18 protein-coding genes are annotated in these 23,800 nt (G+C 65.8%); 10 read left to right on the forward strand and 8 right to left on the reverse strand.

What is annotated here, in order from left to right; all coding sequences use genetic code 11:
• Window positions 1-96: 96 nt before the first annotated feature.
• From AAG813_RS01255 to AAG813_RS01275, 5 genes are all read right to left on the reverse strand, one after another.
• Entirely contained in the window at window positions 97-1,248 is a 1,152-nt protein-coding gene (locus AAG813_RS01255) for a BMP family ABC transporter substrate-binding protein (protein ID WP_341910990.1), read from the reverse strand.
• A gap of 85 nt (window positions 1,249-1,333) precedes the next feature.
• Window positions 1,334-2,254 carry an ABC transporter permease gene (locus AAG813_RS01260; RefSeq protein ID WP_293592839.1) on the reverse strand — a complete coding sequence of 307 codons (921 nt, stop codon included), beginning with the start codon at window positions 2,252-2,254 and terminating at the stop codon, window positions 1,334-1,336.
• Entirely contained in the window at window positions 2,254-3,339 is a 1,086-nt protein-coding gene (locus AAG813_RS01265) for an ABC transporter permease (protein ID WP_341910994.1), read from the reverse strand. Before AAG813_RS01265 ends, AAG813_RS01260 begins: the two co-directional genes overlap by 1 nt.
• Window positions 3,326-4,900, reverse strand: coding sequence for an ABC transporter ATP-binding protein (locus AAG813_RS01270; RefSeq protein ID WP_341910997.1), 1,575 nt, complete (start codon window positions 4,898-4,900; stop codon window positions 3,326-3,328). Before AAG813_RS01270 ends, AAG813_RS01265 begins: the two co-directional genes overlap by 14 nt.
• A gap of 58 nt (window positions 4,901-4,958) precedes the next feature.
• Window positions 4,959-5,891, reverse strand: a complete 933-nt coding sequence (locus AAG813_RS01275) for a LysR family transcriptional regulator (protein WP_341910999.1) — start codon at window positions 5,889-5,891, stop codon at window positions 4,959-4,961.
• Window positions 5,892-5,963: 72 nt separating this feature from the next.
• Between AAG813_RS01275 and xdhA the strand changes: the two genes are divergently transcribed.
• On the forward strand, window positions 5,964-7,442 hold the full coding sequence (gene xdhA, locus AAG813_RS01280) for a xanthine dehydrogenase small subunit (protein WP_341911001.1): 1,479 nt from the start codon (window positions 5,964-5,966) through the stop codon (window positions 7,440-7,442).
• Window positions 7,439-9,826 carry a xanthine dehydrogenase molybdopterin binding subunit gene (gene xdhB / locus AAG813_RS01285; RefSeq protein ID WP_341911003.1) on the forward strand — a complete coding sequence of 796 codons (2,388 nt, stop codon included), beginning with the start codon at window positions 7,439-7,441 and terminating at the stop codon, window positions 9,824-9,826. Before xdhA ends, xdhB begins: the two co-directional genes overlap by 4 nt.
• A 68-nt stretch (window positions 9,827-9,894) precedes the next feature.
• Here xdhB and AAG813_RS01290 read toward each other — a convergent pair whose 3' ends face one another.
• Entirely contained in the window at window positions 9,895-11,061 is a 1,167-nt protein-coding gene (locus tag AAG813_RS01290; RefSeq protein WP_341911005.1) for a mandelate racemase/muconate lactonizing enzyme family protein, read from the reverse strand.
• A 105-nt stretch (window positions 11,062-11,166) separates the two neighbouring features.
• On the opposite strand from AAG813_RS01290, the gene AAG813_RS01295 reads away from it, so the two are divergent.
• Window positions 11,167-12,069 (forward strand): LysR family transcriptional regulator, encoded by a 903-nt coding sequence (locus AAG813_RS01295; RefSeq protein ID WP_341911007.1) that lies wholly within the window; start codon window positions 11,167-11,169, stop codon window positions 12,067-12,069.
• Here AAG813_RS01295 and AAG813_RS01300 read toward each other — a convergent pair.
• The gene (locus AAG813_RS01300; protein ID WP_341911009.1) at window positions 12,066-13,829 is read right to left on the reverse strand and encodes a PAS domain S-box protein; all 1,764 of its coding nucleotides are present in this window, start codon (window positions 13,827-13,829) and stop codon (window positions 12,066-12,068) included. The two genes, AAG813_RS01295 and AAG813_RS01300, sit on opposite strands and share 4 nt — an antisense overlap.
• A gap of 347 nt (window positions 13,830-14,176) precedes the next feature.
• Between AAG813_RS01300 and AAG813_RS01305 the strand changes: the two genes are divergently transcribed.
• The 3 genes from AAG813_RS01305 (at window position 14,177) to AAG813_RS01315 (ending at window position 17,078) form a co-directional block, all read left to right on the forward strand.
• A complete protein-coding gene (locus AAG813_RS01305; protein ID WP_341911011.1) occupies window positions 14,177-15,673 on the forward strand; it encodes a Do family serine endopeptidase in 1,497 nt (498 codons plus the stop codon).
• Between the two features lie 116 nt (window positions 15,674-15,789).
• A complete protein-coding gene (locus tag AAG813_RS01310; RefSeq protein WP_341911013.1) occupies window positions 15,790-16,647 on the forward strand; it encodes a hypothetical protein in 858 nt (285 codons plus the stop codon).
• A gap of 2 nt (window positions 16,648-16,649) precedes the next feature.
• The gene (locus tag AAG813_RS01315; RefSeq protein ID WP_341911015.1) at window positions 16,650-17,078 is read left to right on the forward strand and encodes a DUF1810 domain-containing protein; all 429 of its coding nucleotides are present in this window, start codon (window positions 16,650-16,652) and stop codon (window positions 17,076-17,078) included.
• Between the two features lie 7 nt (window positions 17,079-17,085).
• Here AAG813_RS01315 and AAG813_RS01320 read toward each other — a convergent pair whose 3' ends face one another.
• Window positions 17,086-17,985, reverse strand: coding sequence for a LysR family transcriptional regulator (locus tag AAG813_RS01320; protein WP_341911017.1), 900 nt, complete (start codon window positions 17,983-17,985; stop codon window positions 17,086-17,088).
• 96 nt (window positions 17,986-18,081) lie between these two features.
• Here AAG813_RS01320 and AAG813_RS01325 point away from each other — a divergent pair, with 96 nt between their 5' ends.
• The 4 genes from AAG813_RS01325 (at window position 18,082) to AAG813_RS01340 (ending at window position 23,504) form a co-directional block, all read left to right on the forward strand.
• On the forward strand, window positions 18,082-20,247 hold the full coding sequence (locus tag AAG813_RS01325; protein ID WP_341911019.1) for an indolepyruvate ferredoxin oxidoreductase subunit alpha: 2,166 nt from the start codon (window positions 18,082-18,084) through the stop codon (window positions 20,245-20,247).
• Window positions 20,248-20,249: 2 nt separating this feature from the next.
• Window positions 20,250-21,857 carry an indolepyruvate oxidoreductase subunit beta family protein gene (locus AAG813_RS01330; RefSeq protein ID WP_341911097.1) on the forward strand — a complete coding sequence of 536 codons (1,608 nt, stop codon included), beginning with the start codon at window positions 20,250-20,252 and terminating at the stop codon, window positions 21,855-21,857.
• A 28-nt stretch (window positions 21,858-21,885) separates the two neighbouring features.
• The gene (locus AAG813_RS01335) at window positions 21,886-22,869 is read left to right on the forward strand and encodes a tripartite tricarboxylate transporter substrate binding protein (RefSeq protein WP_341911022.1); all 984 of its coding nucleotides are present in this window, start codon (window positions 21,886-21,888) and stop codon (window positions 22,867-22,869) included.
• A 215-nt stretch (window positions 22,870-23,084) separates the two neighbouring features.
• Window positions 23,085-23,504, forward strand: a complete 420-nt coding sequence (locus AAG813_RS01340) for an acyl-CoA thioesterase (RefSeq protein ID WP_341911024.1) — start codon at window positions 23,085-23,087, stop codon at window positions 23,502-23,504.
• The last annotated feature ends 296 nt before the right edge of the window (window positions 23,505-23,800 follow it).

Raw genomic sequence — 23,800 nt, forward strand, 5'->3', positions numbered from 1 at the left:
CGGCTCCAAAAACAGAAAAAGCCGCCCGGAGGCGGCTTGGGCTTTGCTACTGCACGGCCAGCGGCCTGACGCCGCCGTACCGCACCGTATCCGGCATCAGTTGCCCGGGACTGTGCCTTCCACGCCCTTGACGTAGGTCTTCAGGCCACCGAGGAATTTGTCGTCGGCCACGGCGTCCTTGGCGACCAGTTCCTTGCCGGTGTTGTCCATGATGGGACCTTTCCAGATCGAGAAGCTGCCATCCTTGAGGCCGGCCTTGATCTCGTCGACGCGTTTCTTGGTGTCCTCGGGCACGTCGGCGGCAATCGACACCATGTCGATGGCGCCTTCTTTCACGCCCCACCAGGTCTGGCCGGTCACCCACTTGCCATCAAGCGCATCCTTGACGGCCTTGATGTAGTAAGGCCCCCAGTTGATCACGGCCGAACCGAGGTGGGCCTTGGGGCCGTAGGCGGTCATGTCCGAGTCCCAACCGAAGGCGCGCTTGTTCATCTTCTCGGCGGTCTGCAGCACGGCCGACGAGTCGGTGTTCTGGAACAGCACGTCCGCGCCGCCGTTGATCAGCGCGGTGGCGGCTTCGGTTTCTTTCGGCGGGTTGAACCACTCGTTGACCCAGACCACCTTGGTCTTGACCTTGGGATTGACCGACTGCGCACCCAGCGTGAAGCTGTTGATGTTGCGCACCACCTCTGGAATCGGCACCGAGCCGACCACGCCCAGCGTGCCGGTCTTGCTCATCTTGCCGGCGATCACGCCGGCCATGTAGGCGCCTTCGTAGGTGCGGCTGTCATAGGTGCGCAGGTTGTCTGCGGTCTTGTAGCCGGTGGCATGTTCGAACTTCACGTCCTTGAAGTCGGCGGCCACCTTAAGCATGGGCTCCATGTAGCCGAAGGTCGTGCCGAAGATCAGCTTGTTGCCCTGGCTGGCCATGTCGCGGATCACGCGTTCAGCATCGGCCGACTCGGGGACTTTTTCGACGAAGCTGGTGACCACCTTGTCGCCAAATTCCTTCTCGATCGCCTTGCGGCCGTTGTCGTGCGCAAAAGTCCAGCCGCCGTCGCCAACCGGGCCGACGTAGGCAAAGGCAATCTTCAGGGGCTCCACCTTGGCCGGAGCCGGTGCGGCCACGGGTGCGGGGGCCGGTGCAGGTGCGACCTCTTCCTTCTTGCCGCACCCGATGAGAGCGGCGGAAGCGACTGCGGAAAGGGCAGCCAGCTTGAGCAATGAACGTTTTTGGTAGTCAGTCATGTCTTCTCCTGTAAGGGCGGTTGCGGTAAACGGTTGCGATTAACGGTTGGCGAGGTGGCAAACCCCAGATTATGGGCCGGGAACATCATGAACCGGGGTAGAAAGGCTTTCCAATCGATGTCGGCATGTTCAGCCTGATCCAGCGCGGATTGCGCGAGATCAGCACCAGCACCACGATGGTCGCCAGGTAAGGCAGCATGGTCAGGAACTGGGGCGGCACATCCACGCCCAGCCCCTGCAGGTGAAACTGCAGCATGGTCACGCCACCGAACAGGTAAGCACCAAGCAACACCCGTGCCGGGCGCCAGGTGGCAAAAGTGGTCAGGGCCAGCGCGATCCAGCCCTTGCCGGCAATCATGCCTTCCACCCACAGCGGCGTGTACACCACCGAGACATAGGCACCGGCCAAACCGCACAACGCACCACCGGCCACCACGGCCGCCAGGCGAATGCGCCGCACCGGGTAACCGAGGGCATGCGCCGACTCCGGGCTTTCACCGACCGAACGCAGCACCAGACCGGCGCGGGTGCGGTACAAAAACCAGATCAGCCCGACCGTCAGCGCCATGGCGATGTAAACCATGGGGTGCTGGCGAAACAGCGCCGGCCCGACAAAAGGCAGGTCACCGAGCCAGGGCAAGGCGTACTGGCCCTGCTCGGGGAGCTTCTCCTGCACGTACTTGATGCCGGCAAAGGCCGAAAAACCCGCACCAAACAGGCTCAGCGCGAGCCCGGTCGCGTACTGGTTGGTGTTGAGCCAGATCACCAGCACGCCGAAGATGGCGGCCAGCAAGGCACCGGCCGCCATGCCGGCGGCAAAACCGAGCCAGATGTTGCCGCTGTGCACCACGGCAGCAAAACCGGCAATCGCCGCGCACAGCATCATGCCCTCGGCGCCGAGGTTGACGATGCCGGCTTTTTCGTTGATCAACAGGCCCAGCGAAGCAATGGCCAGCACGGTGCCAGCGCTCAGGGTGGCCGCCAGCAGCAAGGCGTAGGAGTCCATCAGCGGGCGCCTTTCATGACGGGTTTGGCGCGGCCCGTCCAGCGCACGCGGTAGCTGATCAGCGTATCGCAGGCCAGCAGGCTGAACAGCAGCAGGCCCTGGAACACCCCGGTCAGCGACTTGGGCAGGCCCAGGCGCGACTGGGCCAGTTCGCCGCCGATGTAGAACATGCTCATCAGGATCGCCGAAAACACCATGCCGGCCGGGTGCAGCCGCCCGACAAAGGCCACGATGATGGCGGCAAAACCATAACCCGCCGGCACATAAGGCGTGAGCTGGCCGATCGGGCCGGCCACCTCCAGCGCGCCGGCCAGCCCGGCGGCGCCGCCGGAAGTCAGCAGCGCCACCCACAAGGCCTTGCGCGACGAAAACCCGGCGTAACGCGCCGCGGCGGGCGCCAGGCCGCCGACCTGCTGGGCAAAACCAGCGCGGGTGCGAAACAGGAACAGCCACAAGGCCACCGCGCCGGCCAGCCCGATCAACAGGCCGATGCTGACCCGCGAGCCCTGCATCAGCCGCGGAATCTGCGTCACCGCCTCGAAGGTCTTGGTCTGCGGAAAGTTGTAGCCCTGCGGGTCTTTCCAGGGGCCGAACACCAGGTAGCTGAGCACCATGTCGGCCACATAAACCAGCATCAGGCTGACCAGGATTTCATTAGCGTTGAAACGGTCGCGCAGCAGCGCCGTGATGCCGGCCCAGGCCATGCCACCCAGCACACCGGCGGCGATGATGGCCGGAACGATCCACGGGCCGGTGGTTTTGTCGGCCAGCAGGGCCACGCCGCCGGCCGCCACCGCGCCGATGACAAACTGGCCCTCGGCGCCGATGTTCCAGACGTTGGAGCGAAAACACACGGCCAGGCCCAGCGCAATGATCAGCAGCGGTGTCGCCTTGACCATCAGCTCGCTCAGCGCATACGGCGACTTGATCGGTTCCCAGAAAAAGATCTGCAGGCCGCGCACCGGGTCCTTGCCCAGCGCCGCAAACAGCAACACGCCGATCACCACCGTGATCAGCAGTGCCAGCAGCGGCGAGCCGAGGCTCCACCATTTCGAGGGCTGCGGCCGGGCTTCAAGCTTGAGCATGGGCGCGCTCCACGGCAGGGTCCGTCCACAGTCCGCTCATCCACTGCCCGACCAGTTCCACCGTCGCGTCAGCACGCGGCAGGGCCGGCGAGATCTGCCCCTTGGCCATCACGTAGAGGCGGTCGCAGATGTCGAACAGTTCTTCGAGCTCTTCGCTGACCACCAGCACCGCGCAGCCGTTGTCGCGCAGCTTGAGCAGCTCGCCGCGGATTTGCGCCGAGGCGCCCACGTCCACGCCCCAGGTCGGTTGCGACACGATCAGCAGTGTGGGTTGGGCCTCGATCTCGCGGCCGACCAGGAATTTCTGCAGGTTGCCGCCTGACAGCGACTGCGCCGCAGCCTGCGGGCCGCCGGCCTTGACCTGGTAACGGGCAATGATGCCGGCCGCCTGCGCCTGCAGGGCACCGAGCTTGAGCCAGCCGCCGCGGCCCACCGCATCACTTCTGGTGAGCAGCAGGTTGTGCGCCAGGCTCAGCGTCGGCACGGCGCCGCGCCCCAGCCGCTCTTCCGGCAGGAAATGCAGGCCGCGCGCACGGCGCTGCATGGGGCCAAGCCGGCCCACGCCCTGCCCCCCCACCTGGATGCTGTCGTCCGCCGCACGGGTGTCTTCACCCGACAGCGCATACAGCAGCTCCTTCTGGCCGTTGCCCGAGACACCGGCAATGCCGACGACCTCGCCGGCACGCACCGTCAGCGCGATGTGCTGCAGGTCCACGCCGAACTGGTCTTCCCGCGCCAGGCTCAGGTCGCGCACTTCCAGCACCACGGCGCCGGCCGGCTGCTCGCGATGCTCCAGTGCCGGCGGCTCGGCGCCAATCATCAGGCGGCTCAGCGAGGCGTTGGACTCCTCGCGCGGATCGCAGACGCCGGTGACCTTGCCGCCGCGCAGCACCGTGCAGGCGGTGCACAGCGCGCGGATTTCATGAAGCTTGTGGCTGATGTACAGGATGCTGCAGCCGCGTGCGGCCAGCTGGCGCAAGGTGACAAACAGGTTCTCCACCGCCTGCGGCGTCAGCACCGAGGTCGGCTCGTCCAGAATCAGCAGCTTGGGGTCGGTCAGCAGCGAACGGACAATCTCCACGCGCTGGCGCTCGCCGACACCCAGCGTGTGTACCGGCCGCGTGGGCTCGAGCTGCAGGCCGTATTCCTGCGTGGTGGCAATAATGCGGCGCGACACCTCGGCCAGGCTCAGGCTTTTGCCCAGGCCGAGCCAGACGTTTTCGGCCACGGTCAGCGTGTCGAACAGGCTGAAATGCTGGAACACCATGGCAATGCCGAGCGCGCGCGCCTCCTGCGGGTTGCGGATCACCACGGGGCGACCGTCGACCTCGACCAGGCCGGCGTCGGGCTTGACCGCGCCGTAGATGATTTTCATCAGCGTCGATTTGCCGGCGCCGTTTTCGCCGAGCACGGCGTGGATTTCGCCGGGCTGGACCGTCAGCGAGACCTCGCTGTTGGCCACCACCGCCGGGTAGGCCTTGGTGATGCCGGTGAGCCGCAGGCGCGGCGCAGCAGCGGCAGGCGGGCCGGGCGGCGGGGAAGGAACAGTGGAAGCGGACATTGTCTCTTGGTTTTTATATGTTTTAAGGCTCTAGCCCTTGTGCATCATGCGCAAGCAGCTATTCTTTTCGTAGCGCCGACGCCACCGTCTTGACACGGTCGCGCAGCCATTTGGCCGATGCCGAAGCATGGGTGCGCTCATGCCAGAGCTGGTAATACATCATGCGGGGGAAGTCTACCGGGCACGGCAGGATCTTCAGCGGCAAGGTCGCCATGTAACGCTCGCAGTACTGGCGGCCGGTCGTCAGCACCAGCAGGCTGGAGGCCACCATGGCGGGAATCAGCCCGAAGTGCGGGCAGCGCACGGTGATGTTGCGCTGCAGGCCCAGCTTGTCCAGGTGTTCATCAATCACCCCCTTGGCGCCCGGGTGGGTGGGCGTCGGCGCCACGTGTTCGGCGGCCAGCCAGCTCGCACTGTCCCAGCCGCGGCGTACCGCCGGGTGGTCTTTGGCCACCAGACACACCACCTCGTCGCCGAACAGGCGCGCCATGTGCAGGTCGCCCGGCGGCGCCGGCCAGTTACCGACCACGATGTCGACCTCGCCCTGCGCCAGCCGCGTGCGGTAGTCCGACGCGCCCGACAGCGGGTGAATGTCCACATGGCACAGCGGCGCCAGGTTCTTGATCTGCGCCACGAGCTGCGGCAGGAACTGCGGGTCCATGTAGTCGCTGCAGGCCAGGCTGAAGGTGCTGGTGGCGGTGGCCGGATCAAAGCCGCGCGCGTCGCTGAACAGAACCTCCGCCGCCCGGAGAATGCGCGCCGAGGGGTCGATCATGCGCAGGCCGGCGTCGGTGGGCACCATGCCGGCGCCCGAACGCACCAGCAACGGGTCCCCGGCCAGCTCGCGCAGGCGCTTGAGCGCCGCGCTGACGGCGGGTTGGTACATTCCCAGGCGGATGGCGGCGCGCGAAACGCTGCGTTCGGTCAGCACGGTGTTCAAGACCCTTATGAGATGGAGGTCTATCTTGTCGAATAAGGCCTGGTCTTTCATACCTTTTTGTACATCGGCCTGATATGGCGATGGATATACCCGCGTCGCGCGATTGGGTTTACCCTCATAAACATGGACATTCAATCGCCTCTCAAAACCATTCAATTCATCCGGGGTGGCGAAGTGGTCGCGCTCGCCAATGTACCACCCAGCCGCACGCTGCTGGAGGTGCTGCGCGAGGACCTGGGGTGCACCGGCACCAAGGAAGGCTGCGGCGAAGGCGACTGCGGCGCCTGCACGGTGGTGGTCGGCGAGGCTGAAGGCGGCCGCATGTCTTACCGGGCCGTCAACAGCTGCATCAAGCTCGCGCATTCGGTGGACGGCCAAGCGCTGTGGACCGTTGAGGACCTGGCCGCCGCCGACGGCACGCTGCACCCGGCACAGGAGGCGATGGTGCAGTGCCATGGCTCCCAATGCGGCTTCTGCACCCCCGGTTTTGTCATGAGCCTGTTCGGCATGTATCAAAACCATTTGGCGTGCGGAACACCCATCACCCGCGAGCTGGCGCAGCAGGACCTGTCGGGCAACCTGTGCCGTTGCACTGGCTACCGGCCGATTTTTGATGCGGCGCAGCAGATGGCCTCGCTGCCGGCCGTGCCGGTGGACGAAGCCGATGTGCTATCAAAACTGGAGCTGCTGGCGGAGAACCGGCAAGGGCCGGAGGCCGATTTGGCTTATAACGCGCCGCGCACGCTGGCGGGCCTGCTGGTCGCCCGCGCCGCCCGTCCCGAGGCACAGCTCGTTGCCGGTTGCACCGACGTCGGACTCTGGGTGACCAAGATGCATATGCAGTTCGGCCAGGTGCTGGACGTCACGCGGGTGGAAGAACTCCGGCGGGTCGAGCATTACGCGCACCACGTTGCCATCGGCGCCGCCGTCACGCTGGCCGACGCCTTTGCCGCGCTGGTGGCCGACCGGCCACAGCTGCAGGCCTTTGCCCAGCGCTTTGCCGGCCTGCCAGTGCGCAATGCCGGCACCCTGGGCGGCAACGTGGCCAACGGTTCACCGATCGGCGACTCGATGCCGCTGCTGATCGCACTGGACGCGAATGTCGTGCTGATGAGTGTGCGCGGTCACCGCGAGCTGCCGCTGGAACAGCTCTACACCGGCTACCGCAAGAACGTGATGGCCAGGGACGAAATCCTGGCCTGGATCAAGGTGCCCAAACCCGTGCCCGGGGAAATGCTCAAGGTCTACAAGATTTCCAAGCGGTATGACGACGACATCTCGGCCGTCTGCCTGGCACTGAACCTGCAGATCGAGAATGGCAAGGTGGTGAAAGCCTCGATAGGCGCGGGCGGGGTCGCCGCCACGCCAGTGCGCGCTGCGCAGACGGAAGCAGCCCTCACCGGCCGCCCCTGGACGGCCGCCACCGTGCAGCAGGCCATCACCACCCTGCGTGCCGAGTTTTCTCCGATCTCCGACATGCGCGCGTCCGGCGCCTACCGCAGCGAGGTGCTGGGCAACCTGCTGCAGCGCTTCTGGCTCGAAAGCCAGGGCCTGCAGCAGATCAACCTGGAATCCTTTGTCCTGGTGGAGGAAGCGTCATGAACGCCCGGGACACGACCCACGACGAAGGCCCGGTCAGCCGCGCCGACAATCCGTCTGTGCCACAGGTGCCTGTGCCGCCGGTGGCCGCACCCGCCCCGCAGGCGCGGCCTGCGCGCGGCGCCGCCGGCCAGTCACACAAACACGAAAGCGCCCGCGCCCAGGTGGCCGGCGCCGCGACCTATGTGGACGACATCCCGGAAGTGCGCGGCACGCTCTATGCCGCGCCCATCCTGTCGACGGTGGCGCACGGCCGCTTGCGCGGCGTGGATGCCGCCGCCGCAATGGCCATGCCCGGCGTGCGGGGTGTGGTGCTGGCGGGCGACGTGCCCGGCGACCCGCTGCTGGCCACCTTTGTGCATGACGAGCCGGTGTTTGCCATCAACACGGTGGAACACATCGGCCAGGTCATCGGCCTGGTGCTGGCGGGCTCGGTGATGCAGGCGCGGCGCGCCGCACGCCAGGTGAAACTCGACATCGAGGAACTGCCGGCCATCCTGAACGTGCGCGAGGCGCTCAAGGCCGAAAACTATGTGTTGCCGCCGGTGTTTGTCAAACGCGGCGACGCGGCGCAGGCGCTGGCCTCGGCTCCGCACCGGCTGTCCGGACAGCTCGAGGTTGGCGGCCAGGAACATTTCTACCTCGAAGGCCAGATCGCCTACGTGCTGCCGCAGGAGCAGAACCAGTGGCTGGTGTATTCCAGCACCCAGCATCCGGGCGAGGTGCAGCACTGGGTCTCGCACGCCCTGGGCATCAGCAACCACGCGGTGCGGGTCGAATGCCGGCGCATGGGCGGCGGCTTCGGCGGCAAGGAAACGCAGGCCGGCCACCTGGCGGTGTGGGCCGCGATTGCCGCGAACAAGTTCCAGTGCCCGATCAAGCTGCGGCTGGACCGCGACGACGACTTTCTGGTCACCGGCAAGCGCCACCCGTTTGCCTATGACTACAGCGTGGGTTTCGATAACAGCGGCCGCCTGCACGGCCTCAAACTTTTGATGGCCGCCAACTGCGGCTTCAGCGCCGACCTGAGCGGCCCGGTCGCCGACCGTGCGATTTTCCACACCGACAACGCCTACTTTCTCGAAGACGTGGAAATCGCGTCCTACCGCTGCAAGACGAACACGCAGAGCCACACCGCCTTCCGTGGCTTCGGCGGGCCGCAGGGCGTGGTGCTGATCGAAACCATCCTCGGCGACATCGCGCGGCATCTGGCCCTGGACCCGCTGGATGTGCGCTTGCGCAACCTGTACGGCGTGGAAGACCGGAACACCACCCATTACCAGATGAAGGTCGAAGACAACATCCTCGATCCGCTGCTATCAAAACTGGAGCTGTCTGCGCAGTACCGGAGCCGGCGCGAGGCCATTTCGGCATGGAATGCGAAAAGCCCGGTGATCAAGCGCGGCATCGCGATCACTCCGGTCAAGTTCGGCATCTCCTTCACCGCCACCTTGTTCAACCAGGCCGGCGCGCTGGTGCACGTGTACACCGACGGCAGCGTGCAGGTCAACCACGGCGGCACCGAGATGGGCCAGGGCCTGAACACCAAGGTCGCGCAAATCGTCGCCGACGAGCTCGGTGTGGCTTTCGAGGACGTGCTGGCCACCGCCAGCGACACCAGCAAGATACCGAACGCCTCGGCCACCGCCGCCTCGGCCGGCACCGACCTCAACGCGCGCGCCGCCCAGTACGCCGCGCGCAACGTGCGTGACAATCTGGCGCAGTTTGTGGCGGGACTGGACGGCTGCGGCGCCGGCGCCGTGTCGTTTGCCGGCAGCCTGATCAGCTCGCCCAAAGGCAGCCGGCCCTTCCCGGAGGTGGTGCGCATGGCCTACGCCAACCGCATCCAGCTCTGGAGCGATGGTTTTTACCGCACGCCGAAAATCCACTACGACAAGACCACCCTGACCGGCCGGCCGTTTTATTACTTTGCCTATGGCGCTGCCTGCAGCGAGGTCGCCATCGACACGCTCACCGGTGAAAGCCGCGTGCTCAAGGTCGACATCCTGCACGACGTCGGCACCAGCATCAACCCGGCCATCGACATCGGCCAGATCGAAGGCGGTTTTGTGCAGGGCATGGGCTGGCTGACCACCGAGCAGCTGGTCTGGAACGACAAGGGTTTGCTGAGCACCCACGCGCCCAGCACCTACAAGATCCCGGCGACCGGCGACATCCCCGAACACTTCAAGATTGATCTGTGGCCCGAGCCGAACCGCGAGGACAACGTCTTCGGCAGCAAGGCGGTCGGCGAGCCGCCTTTCATGCTGGCGATCAGTGTGCTGGAGGCGCTGAAGGAAGCCGTGGCAGCGGCCCGGCCGGGTGCGGTGCGCCTGGAGGCCCCGGCGACGGCCGAACATGTGCTGAAGGCTTTAAAAGGCGACTGACTGCTCGTGAGCCGCCTTCCTCCTTGCTGCGGACTGGAAGCCTGCTTGGCACAGGCCTCGCCGCATTCTCAGCTGGCCAGCGTCTTCATCACCGCATACAGGTCGGCCTTGCCCTCGAAACCAATGCCCGGCAGTTCAGGCAACGTGACGTAGCTGTTCTCGACCTTGACACCGTCGGGGAAGCCGCCATAGGGCTGGAACAGGTCCGGGTAGGACTCGTTGCCGCCCAGGCCCAAGCCGGCCGCAATCGCCAGCGACATCTGGTGGCCGCCGTGCGGGATGCAGCGTGTGGGCGACCAGCCGTGTTCCTTCAGCATGTCCAGCGTGCGCAGGTACTCGACCAGGCCGTAGCTGAGCGCGCAGTCGAACTGCAGCCAGTCGCGGTCCGGGCGCATGCCGCCGTAACGGATCAGGTTGCGCGCGTCCTGCATGGAAAACAGGTTCTCGCCGGTCGCCATCGGTTTGACGTAATGGTTGGCCAGCTCGGCCTGCAGGGCGTAGTCCAGCGGATCGCCGGCTTCCTCGTACCAGAACAGGTCGTAGGCCGACAGGGCTTTGGCATACGCGATCGCGGTCTTCAGGTCAAAGCGGCCGTTCGCATCGACCGCCAGCTTCTGGCTAGGGGCCAGCATGCCCAGCACCGCCTCGATGCGCCGGCAGTCGTCGGCCAGCGACGCGCCGCCTATCTTCATCTTCACCACCGCATAACCGCGGTCCAGGTAGCTGCGCATCTCCGTCATCAGCTTGGCGTCGTCCTTGCCCGGGTAGTAGTAACCGCCGGCGGCGTACACGAACACCTTGCGCTTTGGCGTGCCGTCGCCATACCGCTCGGCCAGCAACTGGTACAGCGGCACACCTTCTATCTTGGCCACGGCGTCCCAGACGGCCATGTCGATGGTGCCCACGGCGACCGAACGTTCGCCGTGCCCGCCCGGTTTTTCGTTGGTCATCATCGTCGCCCAGACCTTGTGCGGGTCGAGGTTGTTGCCGCTCTCGGCCAGCAGGCTGTCCGGCGCGGCTTCCAGGATGCGCGGCGCAAAACGCTCGCGGATCAGCCCGCCCTGGCCGTAACGCCCGTTGGAGTTGAAGCCGTAACCGATGACCGGCTTGCCGTCACGGATGACGTCGGTGACCACGGCCACCAGGCTCAGCGTCATCTTCGAGAAGTCGATGTAGGCGTTGCGGATGTCGGACTTGATGGGCTGGGTGATTTCGCGGATGTCGGTGATCTTCATGGCGTGGCGTCGCAGTGGGAGTGAGTGATGGGGCTATCATCGGCGCCTCCCGCCCCGGCGTCCAATGCCGGTTTTTTCTTGTTCCATGCCCGCAAAGCACCGCCCATGAACCTGACCTGGCTCGAGGATTTCCTGGCGCTGGCCAGCTCTGGCAATTTCTCGCGCGCCGCCAGCGACCGCCACATGACACAGCCGGCCTTCAGCCGCCGCGTGCGGGCGCTCGAAGAATGGCTGGGCGTGGCGCTGTTCGACCGCAGCACGCATCCGGTCACGCTGACCGAAACCGGGCAGTGGTTCCAGTCGGTGGCGCAGGACATCCTCGCGCGTGTGGCGCGCGTGCCCGACGAGGCGCGGGCGGTGGCCGACGCCAGCTCCGCCACCCTGCGCTTTGCCTCCACCCACGCGCTGTCCTTCACCTTCCTGCCAACCTGGCTGCGCGGGCTGGAGGCCGGCTCGCCGATGGGCCCGATCCAGCTCGTCTCGGACGTGATGCAGCAATGCGAGGCCCTGATGCTGCAGGGGCGCATCCAGTTCCTGCTGTGTCACTGGCATGAACAGGTGCCGGGCCGGCTGGACCCGGCGAACCACCGCTCGGTGAAGGTGGGCGGCGACACCCTGGTGCCGGTCTCCAGCCCGGGTAAAGGCGGCAGGCCTCAGCATTTGCTCTCGGCCAGCGGCAAACGCGCGCCCCTTCTCGCCTACAGCAACGAGTCCGGGCTGGGCCGCATCGTGCGCGCATTGCGCAGCGACGCCCTGGAAAAATCGCGCAGCGAGCCGGTCTTCACCGCACACCTGGCGTCGGTGCTCAAGACCATGGCGCTGGACGGGCGCGGCGTGGCCTGGTTGCCGCTCAGCCTGATCGCCGGGGAACTGGCCGAGAGGCGCCTGGTCGCCGCCGGCGGCCCCGAGTGGGCGATTGAGCTCGACATCCGGCTGTTCCGCAGCACTACCGCGCTGCCGCCGGCGGCCGAGAACTTCTGGCGCGGGGTGGCCGGTTCGCCGCTCTAGGACGCAGAGGCCTTTTCCGACAAGGGCGCAAACGTCATGAACACCGATGTGCCTTCGCCCGGCACTGATTCCACCCATATCCGCTGGTGATGGCGGGCGACGATGCGTTGGCAGGTCGTCAGGCCAATGCCGGTTCCGCTGAACTCGCTGAGCGTGTGGAAGCGCTGGAAGGGCTGGAACAGCAGCTCGCCGTTGCCCACATCGAAGCCCACACCATTGTCCTGAATCCGGACAATCACTTCGGGACCCGCCGCATCCACCAGGAGCTGAACGTGCGCGTCCTCACGCTTGCCGGTAAATTTCCAGGCGTTGCCCAGCAAATTGGTCAGCAGCGGCCGCATCAGCCCGGCGTCCGCACAGACATGCAGCGAGGCCGGCGCGTCAAAACGCAGCTTGCGCTCGGGCTCCTGTTGCCTGAACTCCTCCATGATGTCCTGCGCAATGGGGACAAGGTCCACGTCCACGAGCGTCAGCACTGTGGTGGACACCCGCGACAGGGACAGCAGGTCATTGACCAGGCTGGCCATCTGTTTGGCCGCCCGCTCGATGCGGGCCGTCAGCCTGGCGCCGTCTTCGTCCAGCACAGGGGCGTAGCGCTTCTGGAGGATCTGGGTGAAGCCGACCACCGAGACCAGCGGTGACTTCAGGTCGTGTGCAATGGTTCGTGCAAAAGCGTCGAGTTCGGCATTGACACGCACCAGTTCGGACGTGCGCTGCGCCACCAGCCGTTCCAGCTCCAGGTGGCTCTCGGCCCGCCGGGCTTCGTCCTCCTTGGCTGCCGTGATGTCCTTGAGAATGCCGCCCATCATGGTCACCAGCCCCTCCTCATCGACGATGAGCCGTTTGCGGTCCAACACCCACTTGATCGCGCCGGACCTGGCGAGAATCCGGTATTCGCAACGTGCCTCACCCACGGTCTGCAGGGAAGCGCCCGAGGATTTGGCAATGTCCACATCGTCCGGGAGAACCACCTGGAGCCAGAGGTCCGGGTTGGCCATCATCTGCTCCGGGGTCCACCCACAGATCTGCTCAATGGCGGGACTGACATAAAGCATGGCCCGGCCATCGGCCGAAGCGATCCACAGCGCATCGGACAGGCTCTGGTGCAACTGGCGAAACTGCGCCTGCTGGCGCTCAAGGGCGCGTTTCGACATCACCTCCGACGTGACGTCGATGGCCATCACCATGGCGGCCTCACGCTGTAGAAACTCGACGGTGTGCAGGGTGAGATGCACAAAAACGATTTCACCGGACTTCTTGCGGTGCCGGACCACACCGATGTCGTGGTGCCCCGGCACAGCGTCTCGCCTGGCCTTGAACATGAGCGGCAGGTCCTCCGCCGGTCGAATGTCCCCCAGGGTCATCTGCAGGAACTCTTCCTGCGAATAGCCGTAATACCGCGTGGCGGCCTCGTTCACCGCCAGGAAACGAAGCGTCTCCCGGTCATACACCCACATCGGTTTGGGGTGCTGCACGAACAGGTCGCGGGCATGCAGTTCCATGGCATCGGCCCGGTCGCGCGCATCGAATATCCGCCGGTAGCCCGCATTGACCAGAAAGATCAGTCCCAGAGAGGTGCCGATGACATAAAACACCCCCTTGTAGCGCTGGGCCGCGGCCAGCCAGGCAGGGTCGGAGGACAGTGAGGCGACGAAAGTATCCGAAGCGAAAATCCAGACCACCCCCAGGACGGCGTAGAGCACGCCTATGCCCACGGCCAGCCTGAACCCGTACGGCGTCCAGGCCGCTTTCGCTTTCATGCTTTTCTTCATTGCCGGCTCACCGGGCAGCTCCGGTCGCAGCGCGCCGACAGGCCGCGCTTGGAACAGGAAAAGATCGGCGGGCGTGACGCATACAAGACTCCTCGCGGTATCCGGCCGTGCACCTGAACAGCCCGAGTCCACCATAACATGGCCACAGCGCTGCGGGCATCGCGGCCTACCCTGAAGGCAAGGGTTGCCGCCAGACTTTTTCCCGCTTCACGTCATCGAGCACGCCACCACGGTGGGGCCGGGCGCCATTGCGTTATGTCAAGCCGCCGCCCGCCACGCTGTGTCAGCATTTCATTTTTGTGGAGCTGCGCATCGTCTGCCCGAAAGGATGAGCCATGAAACAGAGAATGTTGTTCCTGCCGCTGGTTGCCGCCGGTCTGGTCGTGGCCACCACATCCGCCGCCCTCAACCTCAACCCGCCCACCTGGTTCAGCCGGGACAAGCCAACGGCCCCCGGCCCCGCGGCGCAGGTCGCCAGCACCCCGGTGGCGCCAGCCCCGGTGACCGCCCTCCCCCCTGGTGTCACGCCGAACTACCGGGCCATCGTGCAGCAGGCCGGGCCGGCCGTGGTCGGTGTCACGGTGGCTGGAACCCACAAGCTGACGCCCGAGGAGCTGCCGCTGGATCTGGACGATCCCTTCTTCCAGTTCTTCCGTGGCCTGCCGGGCTTCCAGTTCCGCCTGCCGCAACGCGGCAACGCGGTGCCGTTTCGCAGCCAGGGCTCGGGCTTCATCATCAGCAGCGACGGCCTGATCCTGACCAATGCACACGTGGTGCGCGAGGCCAGGGAAGTGACCGTCAAGCTCAGCGACCGGCGCGAATTCAGGGCCCGGGTCATGGGGGCCGATCCGCTGACCGACATTGCGGTACTGCGGGTGGACAGCAAAAACCTGCCCGCCGTCCGCCTCGGCGACGCGCAGCAATTGCGGGTCGGTGACCCGGTGCTGGCCATCGGCTCGCCTTTCGGCTTTGATCAAAGTGCCACCCAGGGCATCGTGAGCGCCATGGGGCGATCGCTGCCGGGCGACTCGTCCGTCCCCTTCATCCAGACGGATGCGGCGGTCAACCCCGGCAACTCAGGCGGCCCCCTGTTTGACGGCAGTGGTGCCGTGGTGGGCATCAACGCCCAGATCTATTCGCGGTCGGGCGGTTTTCAGGGTCTGTCGTTCGCCATTCCGATCAATGTGGCACTCAGGGTCAAGGACCAGATCGTGAGCCAGGGCAAGGTCACCCACGCACGGCTGGGCGTGACCGTCCAGGACCTGAACCAGACGCTGGCCGAGGCCTTTGGCCTGAGCCGGCCTGACGGCGCACTGATCGCGAGCGTCAGTCCGGACAGCGCGGCCGCCGCGGCCGGGCTGAAACCCGGTGATGTGGTGACGGAGATTAATGGCGAGCCCATCGTGCGTTCGGGCGACCTGAGCAGCCGCATCAGCCAGGCAGCCCCCGGAGACACCATCCGCCTCAAGATCTGGCGCGACCGAAGCGCGCGTGAGCTGACCGCCAAACTCGGCCGTGCCGAAGATGGTGCCAGCGCGCAGGCAGAACCGGGCCCCGAGGGGCCGCGCGGACAACTCGGCTTGATGCTGCGGCCGCTGAAGCGCGAGGAACGCGTACAGCTGAAGATCGACAACGGCCTGGTCGTCGAAGACGTCGCAGGGCCGTCGGCACGCGCCGGGCTGGTGCCAGGCGATGTGCTGCTGGCCATCAACGGGCAGCCAGTCAACTCGGCCGATCAGGTGCGCAGCATCATGGACAAAAAGCCCAAAGCCGTGGCGCTGCTGATCGCCCGCAACGGGACGCGCCTTTTTGTTCCCGTGGTGCTCGACTGAAGACCGTCGTGTCAAACGGGCGTGGGCCGTTGCAACAAGGTCTGCCGATGCTGCAGCTCGACGGGATCGCCGGAAAGGTGCTGCACGGTGGCGAGTGACAGGCAACAGGAGATGCCATGAGCAAATTGCCGGTGGCCGTGATCGGTGCGGGACGACTGGGCCTCGCGTGTGCCGAAGGCCTGATCGACGAGACCGAACTGGGGCTGGCGGGTGTGGTGCGCCGTCCCGGTTCGCTGGCTCCCTTGCCTGGCCGCCTGCAGCGTTTTCCGGTCGCGTCGCATGTCAGGGAACTCGAAGGGGTTCGCGCCGCACTGGTCTGCGTGCCGGCCGATGCCGTGCTGGGGGTGGCGCGCGAACTGCTGCAGGCACGCATTCCCGTCATTGAATGCGCCGCTTTCGAAGGCAAGGCACTGGCGGCGCACCATGCCGCGCTGCACGAGGCGGCGGACAACCACCGTGTAGCCGCAGTGGTCGGGGCCGGCTGGGACCCCGGCGTGCTGCCGCTGCTGCGCGGCGCTTTCGAGATGCTGATTCCGCGCGGCCACACCGCGCTGCACCGGCACCCCGGCCTGCACCTGCACCACAGCGCAGCCGTGGCGGCTGTGCGCGGCGTCAAGGGTGCACTGGCCGGTGACTACCGCGGTGACCAGGGAGAGTTGCAGCACTATGTTTATGTCGAACTGGAGCGCGGCGCCGAACTGGCACAGGTGCAGGCGACCATCGCGGCCGACCCGCTGTTTGCCGGTGAAGTCACCCAGGTGTTTGAGGTGGAGCATCTGTCCGAGCTTGAGGACGGCGACGCACTCGGCGTGGTGCTGGAGCGCCGCGGCAGCACCGCCCACGGCCCGCACCAGAGCCTGCTGCTCGAAGCCCGCTTCGATGCCAACACCTTCTCGGCGCGTGTCATGCTCGATGCCGCGCGCAAGCTGCCCGGCCTGCGCCGGGGCGCGCACCGCTACGCCGTGGGGCTCTGAGCATGCCCGACCCGCACCAGCTGCAGCGTTTCGTGGCGGCGCAGGCGCCGGTTTATCGCCAGGTCTGCGCCGAGCTGGCGACCGGCGAAAAGACCGGCCACTGGATGTGGTTCATCTTTCCGCAGCTCAAAGGCCTGGGCCACAGCGCCCTCGCGCAGCATTTCGGCATCGCCTCGCGGGCCGAGGCGCAGGCCTATTGGCAGCATCCGGTCCTCGGGCCGCGGCTCAGGCAGTGTATTGAACAGGTGCTGGCCATAGACGGGAAAACCGCGCTGGACATTTTTGGCACGACGGACGGCCTCAAGCTCCACTCCTGCCTGACCCTGTTTGCACAAGTTGCACCGCAAGAGCCCTTGATCCAACGCGCCCTGTCCAAGTATTTCGCCGGGCAAGCGGACCCGGGCACCCTAAAACTTCTTGACGGCGGCTGAGGCTGCCCTATTCCCGGAACAAGTCCTCGATCACCCCGCGCAGCCAGCGGTTGCCGGGGTCGGCTTCAAAACGTTTGCTCCAGTGCAGGGACACCGTGAAGTCGCGAAGCGGAAACGGCGGCTCGATGACGCTGTAACCGCCGCCGGCCGCAAAAATATTGGCGATGTTGCGCGGCATCACAACTGCGAGGTCGGTGGCCTTCACGATGGACGGCAGCACCATGAAGTGTTCGGTCGTCAACCGCAGGCGCTCTTCGAGCTGCAGCATCTGCAGGATGCGCAAGGTGTCGGAGTGGGTACGCACCGCCACGAACTCCAGCTGCTGAAGGGCGTCGAGCAGCGCCTGGCCGCTGCGCCGGCGCCGCGCAAAAGGGTGACCTTCGCGCAGCAGCACGATATAGCGGTCTCTCAAGAGCTGCACCCGCTGCGTGTCTTTCACCGCCGGCAGGAAGCCGAACGCAAAGTCGATGCGCCCGCTGTCCAGCGCCGGGGCGACGTCGTTGCTGGCCCGCGGTGAGGTTTCAATGCGCACCCCGGGCGCGAGTTCTCGCAGCGCCGCCATCAGCTCTGGCAGGAAGCGGCCCTCGCCGATGTCGCTCATGTGGATGCGAAACACCTTGCGCGAAAGCAATGGCTCAAACAGCGCCGACTCATTGAGCGCCTGCTCCAGCGTGGCAAGCGCGCTGCGCACCGCGTCCGCCAGCCTGTCGGCCTTGGGTGTGGGCTGCACGCCGCCACCGGCCCGCACAAACAACGGGTCCTTGATCAGCAGCCGCAGCCGCGTCAGGCCCTGGCTGGCGGCGGGCTGCGTCAGGTCCATCAGCTCGGCCGCGCGGCTGACGTTGCGCGTGCGGTAGACCGCGTCAAACAGCCGCAGCAGATTCAGGTCGATGTCTTTTATATGCATTGAATGAATACCAGATAGTCTCGTTATTTTATTGATGGATAGTCGAATGGGGCCCAAACTCGCGGCTTCCCACGAAAATAAAACCCGGAGACAGCCTTGGAAGTTTCATTCAGCAAGGAAATCGAGTCGCTGCGGCTGAAAAGCGGCGAAACTTTCCATGGCGAGGGCATCCTCGCGATCACCAAGGCCCTGCTGCAGTCCGGCGTGGCTTATGTGGGCGGCTACCAGGGCGCGCCGGTGTCGCACCTGCTCGACGTCATGGTGCAGGCCAAGCCCTATATGGACGAACTCGGCGTGCACGTCGAAGCCTGCTCCAACGAAGCCTCGGCCGCCGCCATGCTGGGCGCGTCCATTCACTACCCGCTGCGCGGCGCCGTGACCTGGAAGTCCATCGTCGGCACCAACGTAGCGGCCGACGCCTTGTCCAACCTGTCCTCGCCCGGCGTCACCGGCGGCGCGCTGATCGTGGTCGGCGAGGACTACGGCGAAGGCGCCAGCGTGATCCAGGAGCGCACGCATGCCTACGCACTCAAGTCGTCCATGTGCCTGCTGGACCCGCGGCCTGACCTCGGCAAGATGGTGGACATGGTCGAACACGGCTTCCGGCTGTCCGAGACCTCCAACATGCCGGCCATCCTGGAGCTGCGCATACGCGCCTGCCATGTGCGCGGCAGTTTCGAATGCAAGGACAACCGGCCACCGGCGATCTCGACGCGCCAGCTGATGGAAGAACCCGCCGCTTTCGACTACGCCAAGCTCGCGCATCCGCCGGTCACCTTCCGCCACGAAAAACTCAAGTTCGAGGAACGTATTCCGGCGGCGCGCCGCTACATCATCGAGCAACAACTCAACGAACTGATGGACGGGCCGCGTCAGGACCTCGGCATCATCGTGCAGGGCGGCATCTACAACTCACTCGTCCGCGCGCTACAGCAGTTCGGCCTGTGCGACGCGTTTGGCCAGACCGACATTCCCATCCTCGTGCTCAATGTCACCTACCCGCTGGTGCCCGAGCAGGTGGCCGAATTTGCACTCGGCAAACGCGCGGTACTGGTGGTCGAGGAAGGCCAGCCCGAATACATCGAGCAGGAGATCGCCACCTTTTTGCGCCGGCGCGACATCAACACTCCGCTGCACGGCAAGGACATGTTGCCCTCGGGTGGCGAATATTCGGTGGAGGTGGTCGCCAGCGGCCTGGCCGCCTTCGTTGCACGTTACGCCACCGATGTGGATACGGCGTCGGCCACCGGCTGGCTGCAAGGCAACATCGAACGCCGCAGCGCCGTGGGCACACAGATCGCGGCACAGCTGAACCAGGCGCTGCCGGTACGTCCGCCCGGGTTCTGCATTGGCTGCCCGGAGCGGCCAGTGTTTTCCGCGCTCAAGCTCGCGCAGCAAGACGTCGGGCCGGTGCACATCGCGGCCGACATCGGCTGCCACGCCTTCGGCACCTTCGCGCCCTTCTCCTTCGGCCACTCCATCCTCGGCTACGGCATGAGCCTGGCCAGCCGCGCCGGCGTTTCGCCGATGATGGCGCGGCGCACGCTGTCCATCATGGGGGACGGCGGTTTCTGGCACAACGGCCTGCTGACCGGTGTGCAGTCGGCGCTGTTCAACGGCGACGATGCGGTGCTGCTGATCTTCAAGAACGGCTACACCTCGGCCACCGGCACCCAGGACATCATCTCCACACCCAGTGATGACGCCAAGTTCAACGCCAGCGACAAACTGCAAAGCCTCACCGACACCAACAAGACGATTGAAAACACCCTGCAGGGCCTGGGCATCCAGTGGCTGCGCACGGTGCACACCTACCATGTCGAGGAGATGCGACAGACGCTCAACGAGGCCTTCACGACCGACTTCAACGGCCTCAAGGTCATCATCGCCGAGGGTGAATGCCAGCTCGAACGCCAGCGCCGCATCAAGCCATGGCTGGCCGGGTTGCTCAAAAAAGGCAAACGCGTGGTGCGCGTGAAATACGGTGTCGATGAAGACATCTGCAACGGCGACCACGCCTGCATCCGCCTGTCGGGCTGCCCGACGCTGACACTCAAGGACAACCCCGACCCGCTCAAGGTGGACCCGGTGGCCACGGTGATCGACGGCTGCGTCGGCTGCGGCCTGTGCGGCGCCAACGCGCATGCGGCGACCCTGTGCCCCTCGTTTTACCGCGCCGAAGTGATCCAGAACCCGAAGTGGCACGAACGGTTGTTGGGCAGCGTGCGCGGGGCGCTCGTGAAAGCAATGCAAACCGCATGAACATGAATCAACAAAAACCGATCACCCTGCTCATCTGCGCACTCGGCGGCGAAGGCGGCGGCGTGTTGACCGAATGGCTGGTCGACATTGCGCTGGCCAGCGGTTATGCCGCGCAGAGCACTTCGATTCCCGGCGTGGCGCAGCGCACCGGCGCCACCACCTATTACCTCGAAGTGTTCCCGGTGCCGCTGGCCGACCTGCAGGGCAAGCGGCCGGTGTTCAGCCTGAACCCGGTGCCCGGTGCGCTGGACGGCATCGTCTCGTCGGAGCTGTTGGAAACCGCGCGCCAGATCGGCAACGGCATGAGCTCACCGCAACGCACGCTGGTCATCAGTTCCAGCAGCCGCACCTTCACCACGGCCGAACGCATGGAGCCGGGCGACGGCCGAACCGACAGCGCCCCGCTGCTGGAAGTGGTGCGTGCGCAAAGCCGTGAGCACCATGTGTTCGACATGGGCGAGATGGCCAAAGCAAGCGGCACCGTGGTCAGTGCCGTGATGCTGGGCGCGATTGCCGGCAGCGGCCTGCTGCCTTTTGCGCGAGATGCCTACGAGGCGGTGATCCGGCACGGCGGCAAGGGCGCCGAAGCCAGCCTGCGCGGCTTCGCCCAGGCCTTTGAACAGGTCGGCACGCAACGGGCGCAGACGGCACTGGTCGCCAAACTGCTATCAGAAGAAGAGCTGCTTGCGCCCGCCCCCAAAGGGCTGGCGGCCGATTTGGCTAAATTTTTTCCGCCACCGGTGCATGACATGCTGGCACTGGGCCACGCCCGCATGCTGGAGTACCAGGGCCGCGACTACGCCGATCTGTACGTGCAGCGCCTGCAGCAGGTGTTGCAGGCCGAGCAGCTGGCCGACCCGGCGGCGGCGCAAGGTTACGCCACCACGCGTGAGATGGCACGCTGGCTCGCGCTCTGGATGGCGTTTGACGACATCGTGCGCGTCGCCGACCTGAAAAGCAGCGCCAGCCGCTGGCAGCGCGTGCACGGCGAGGTCAAGGCGGGCGCGGATGACCTGCTGCAGGTCTACGACCACTTCAAGCCGGGCGCCGCGGAATTCGCGGCCCTGCTGCCGGAGGGCCTGGCCGCGCGTGTGACACGTTGGGACCGCCAGCGCGTCGCGCGCGGCAAGGCGTCGTGGGCCTTGCCGCTCAAGGTCGGCACGCACTCTGTCTTCGGCATGCTCTCGCTGCGCCTGCTGGCCAGCCTGAAGTGGCTGCGCGTGCGGGGCAGCCGCTTCGCGACCGAACAGGCGCTGATCGAGCAATGGCTGGCCGGTGTGGTGCGCGGCACGCAGGCGCACTGGCAGCTGGGCCACGAAATCGCGCTGTGCGGCCGCCTGATCAAGGGTTACGGCAGCACCAACGAACGCGGCAAGGACAACCTCATGCATGTGCTGGAGCACCTGGCCACGGGCGCGTCCTTTGCATCGAACGAGGCGCGCGCCGCCGCCATCGCAGCCGCCCGCAACGCCGCCCTGCTCGATGAAGCCGGCAAGGCGCTGGACCAGACACTGGTGAGCCACGGCGCACCGGCGCGACCGGTGAAAGCACAACCGATCCGGTGGGTCACCAACCCACACCGCAAGCCGCGTGCCGTCAAGAGCACCTGATTTTTTACCCACCCCAGAGGAGACAACCATGAGCCCATTCTTCCAACCCGGCCGCCGCACCCTGCTGGCCCTGGCGCTGATCGCCAGCAGCCTGTTTTCCGCAGCCCAGGCGCAGACCTGGCCGGCCAAGCCGGTCAAGGTTATCGTCAACTTCCCGCCCGGCGGCGCGGCCGACCAGCTGGCCCGCGCCATCGGTGTGCCGCTGGCCGAAGCCCTGGGTCAGCCGGTGGTGGTGGAAAACCGCGGTGGTGCCAACGGCAACATCGGCGGTGAAGCCGTGGCGAAGGCGCCTGCCGACGGCTACACCCTGCTCATGAGCTCGGGCGGCATGGTGTCGGTCAACCCGCACCTGTACCCCAAGATGTCCTTCAACCCGGCCAAGGACCTGGTGCCGGTAGCGGCCGCGGCGCGCGTGCTGGTGTTCCTCGAAGTCAAACCCTCGCTGCCCGTCAACAACGTGAAGGAATTCCTGGCCTACCTGAAGGCCAACCCCGGCAAGCTGTCCTTCGGCTCACCGGGCAATGGCAGCTCGCCGCACCTCGCGGCCGAGATGCTGAAGGCGCAGACCAACAGCTTTGCGGTGCACGTGCCCTACCGCGGCGCGGCACCGGCCATGCAGGACCTGCTCGGTGGCCAGCTCGACTTCATGTTCGATCCGGGCATCGGCCTGCAGCATGTGAAGGCCGGCAAGCTCAAGCTGCTGGCCGTGGGCAGCGCCAAACGTTCGCCCCTGTTTCCGGATGTGCCCACCCTCGACGAGGTCGGTCTGAAAAACTTCGACGCCGACACCTGGTTCGGGTTTTATGCGCCAGCCGGCACACCGCCGGCCGTCGTGAGCCGCCTGAACCAGGAGATCAACAAGATCCTCGCCACGCAGCCGGTGAAAGACCGCATCATGGCCATAGGCGGCATTCCGGCCCCGATGTCGCCCTCCGACTTCAACATGCGCGCCGCCATTGACGGCGCACGTTTCGGCGCGCTGATCCGGGCTCGGAACATCAAGGGGGACTAGCCTCCACGGTCGCTCACTGCGTGTAGCTCCCCTGCCCCCGCAAGGACAGCACGCTCTTCCCTGGTCATTGCGGACTTGATCCGCAATCCATGTGGGCACACCCGCGCTGGCGGGTCATGCGATGTGGATCCCGGATCAAGTCCGGGATGACACGGCAGGTGAATCCTTGCGCAGGTCCGCGCGGCCTGCTTTTCCTCCATCGACATAATGCATCCATGAGCAAACAGATCACCCACACCATCCGCGTTGAATTCGGCGACTGCGACCCGGCGCGCATTGTGTGGTTTCCCAATTTCTTCCGCTGGATAGACGCGGCCTCGCGGAATTTTTTTGTGCAGTGCGGTGTGCCGTCCTGGCAGGAGACCGAAAAAACAATCGGCGTGATCGGCACGCCGCTGGTGGACACGCATTCGCGCTTTCTGCGCACCGCCACCTACGGCGACACGCTGGACATCCATACCTCCATTCCCGAATGGCGCGAGAAAAGTTTTGTCCAGCGTTACCGCATCATGCGCGGGGACGAGGCCATCATGGAATGCGACGAAGTGCGCATCTTCGCCGGCCGGCGGGCCGACAACCCGGAAGCCATACGCGCGCTGCCGATTCCGGCCGAGATTCGCAGCCTCTGCGAGTAGTGCCCGGGGGCTGGCGTCCTCCAGCGTCCCCGTATGAGTCATTGCGCCCACTGCCCACTGTTGTTGGCAAGGTGCGGCTCCCGGACGTGCCGCAGGCGGCAGGACTTGACTCCCCACTCCCACTCCCACCCCTAACCCCTCCCTCGCCCCGCTGGGCGATGGAGGGGGACTTCATTTGACAACGTGTGCTGCAACCGCGTGCAAACATGTCAGCCACTTGACTCCGACATGACGCGCTGCGCGCATCATGTCTCCCCGCATCCGATCCCGAACCCGCATCCATTTCCCCACCCGTC

Origin of the sequence: Polaromonas sp. YR568 (assembly GCF_943371715.1) — a bacterium.
Classification (GTDB): domain Bacteria; phylum Pseudomonadota; class Gammaproteobacteria; order Burkholderiales; family Burkholderiaceae_C; genus Polaromonas.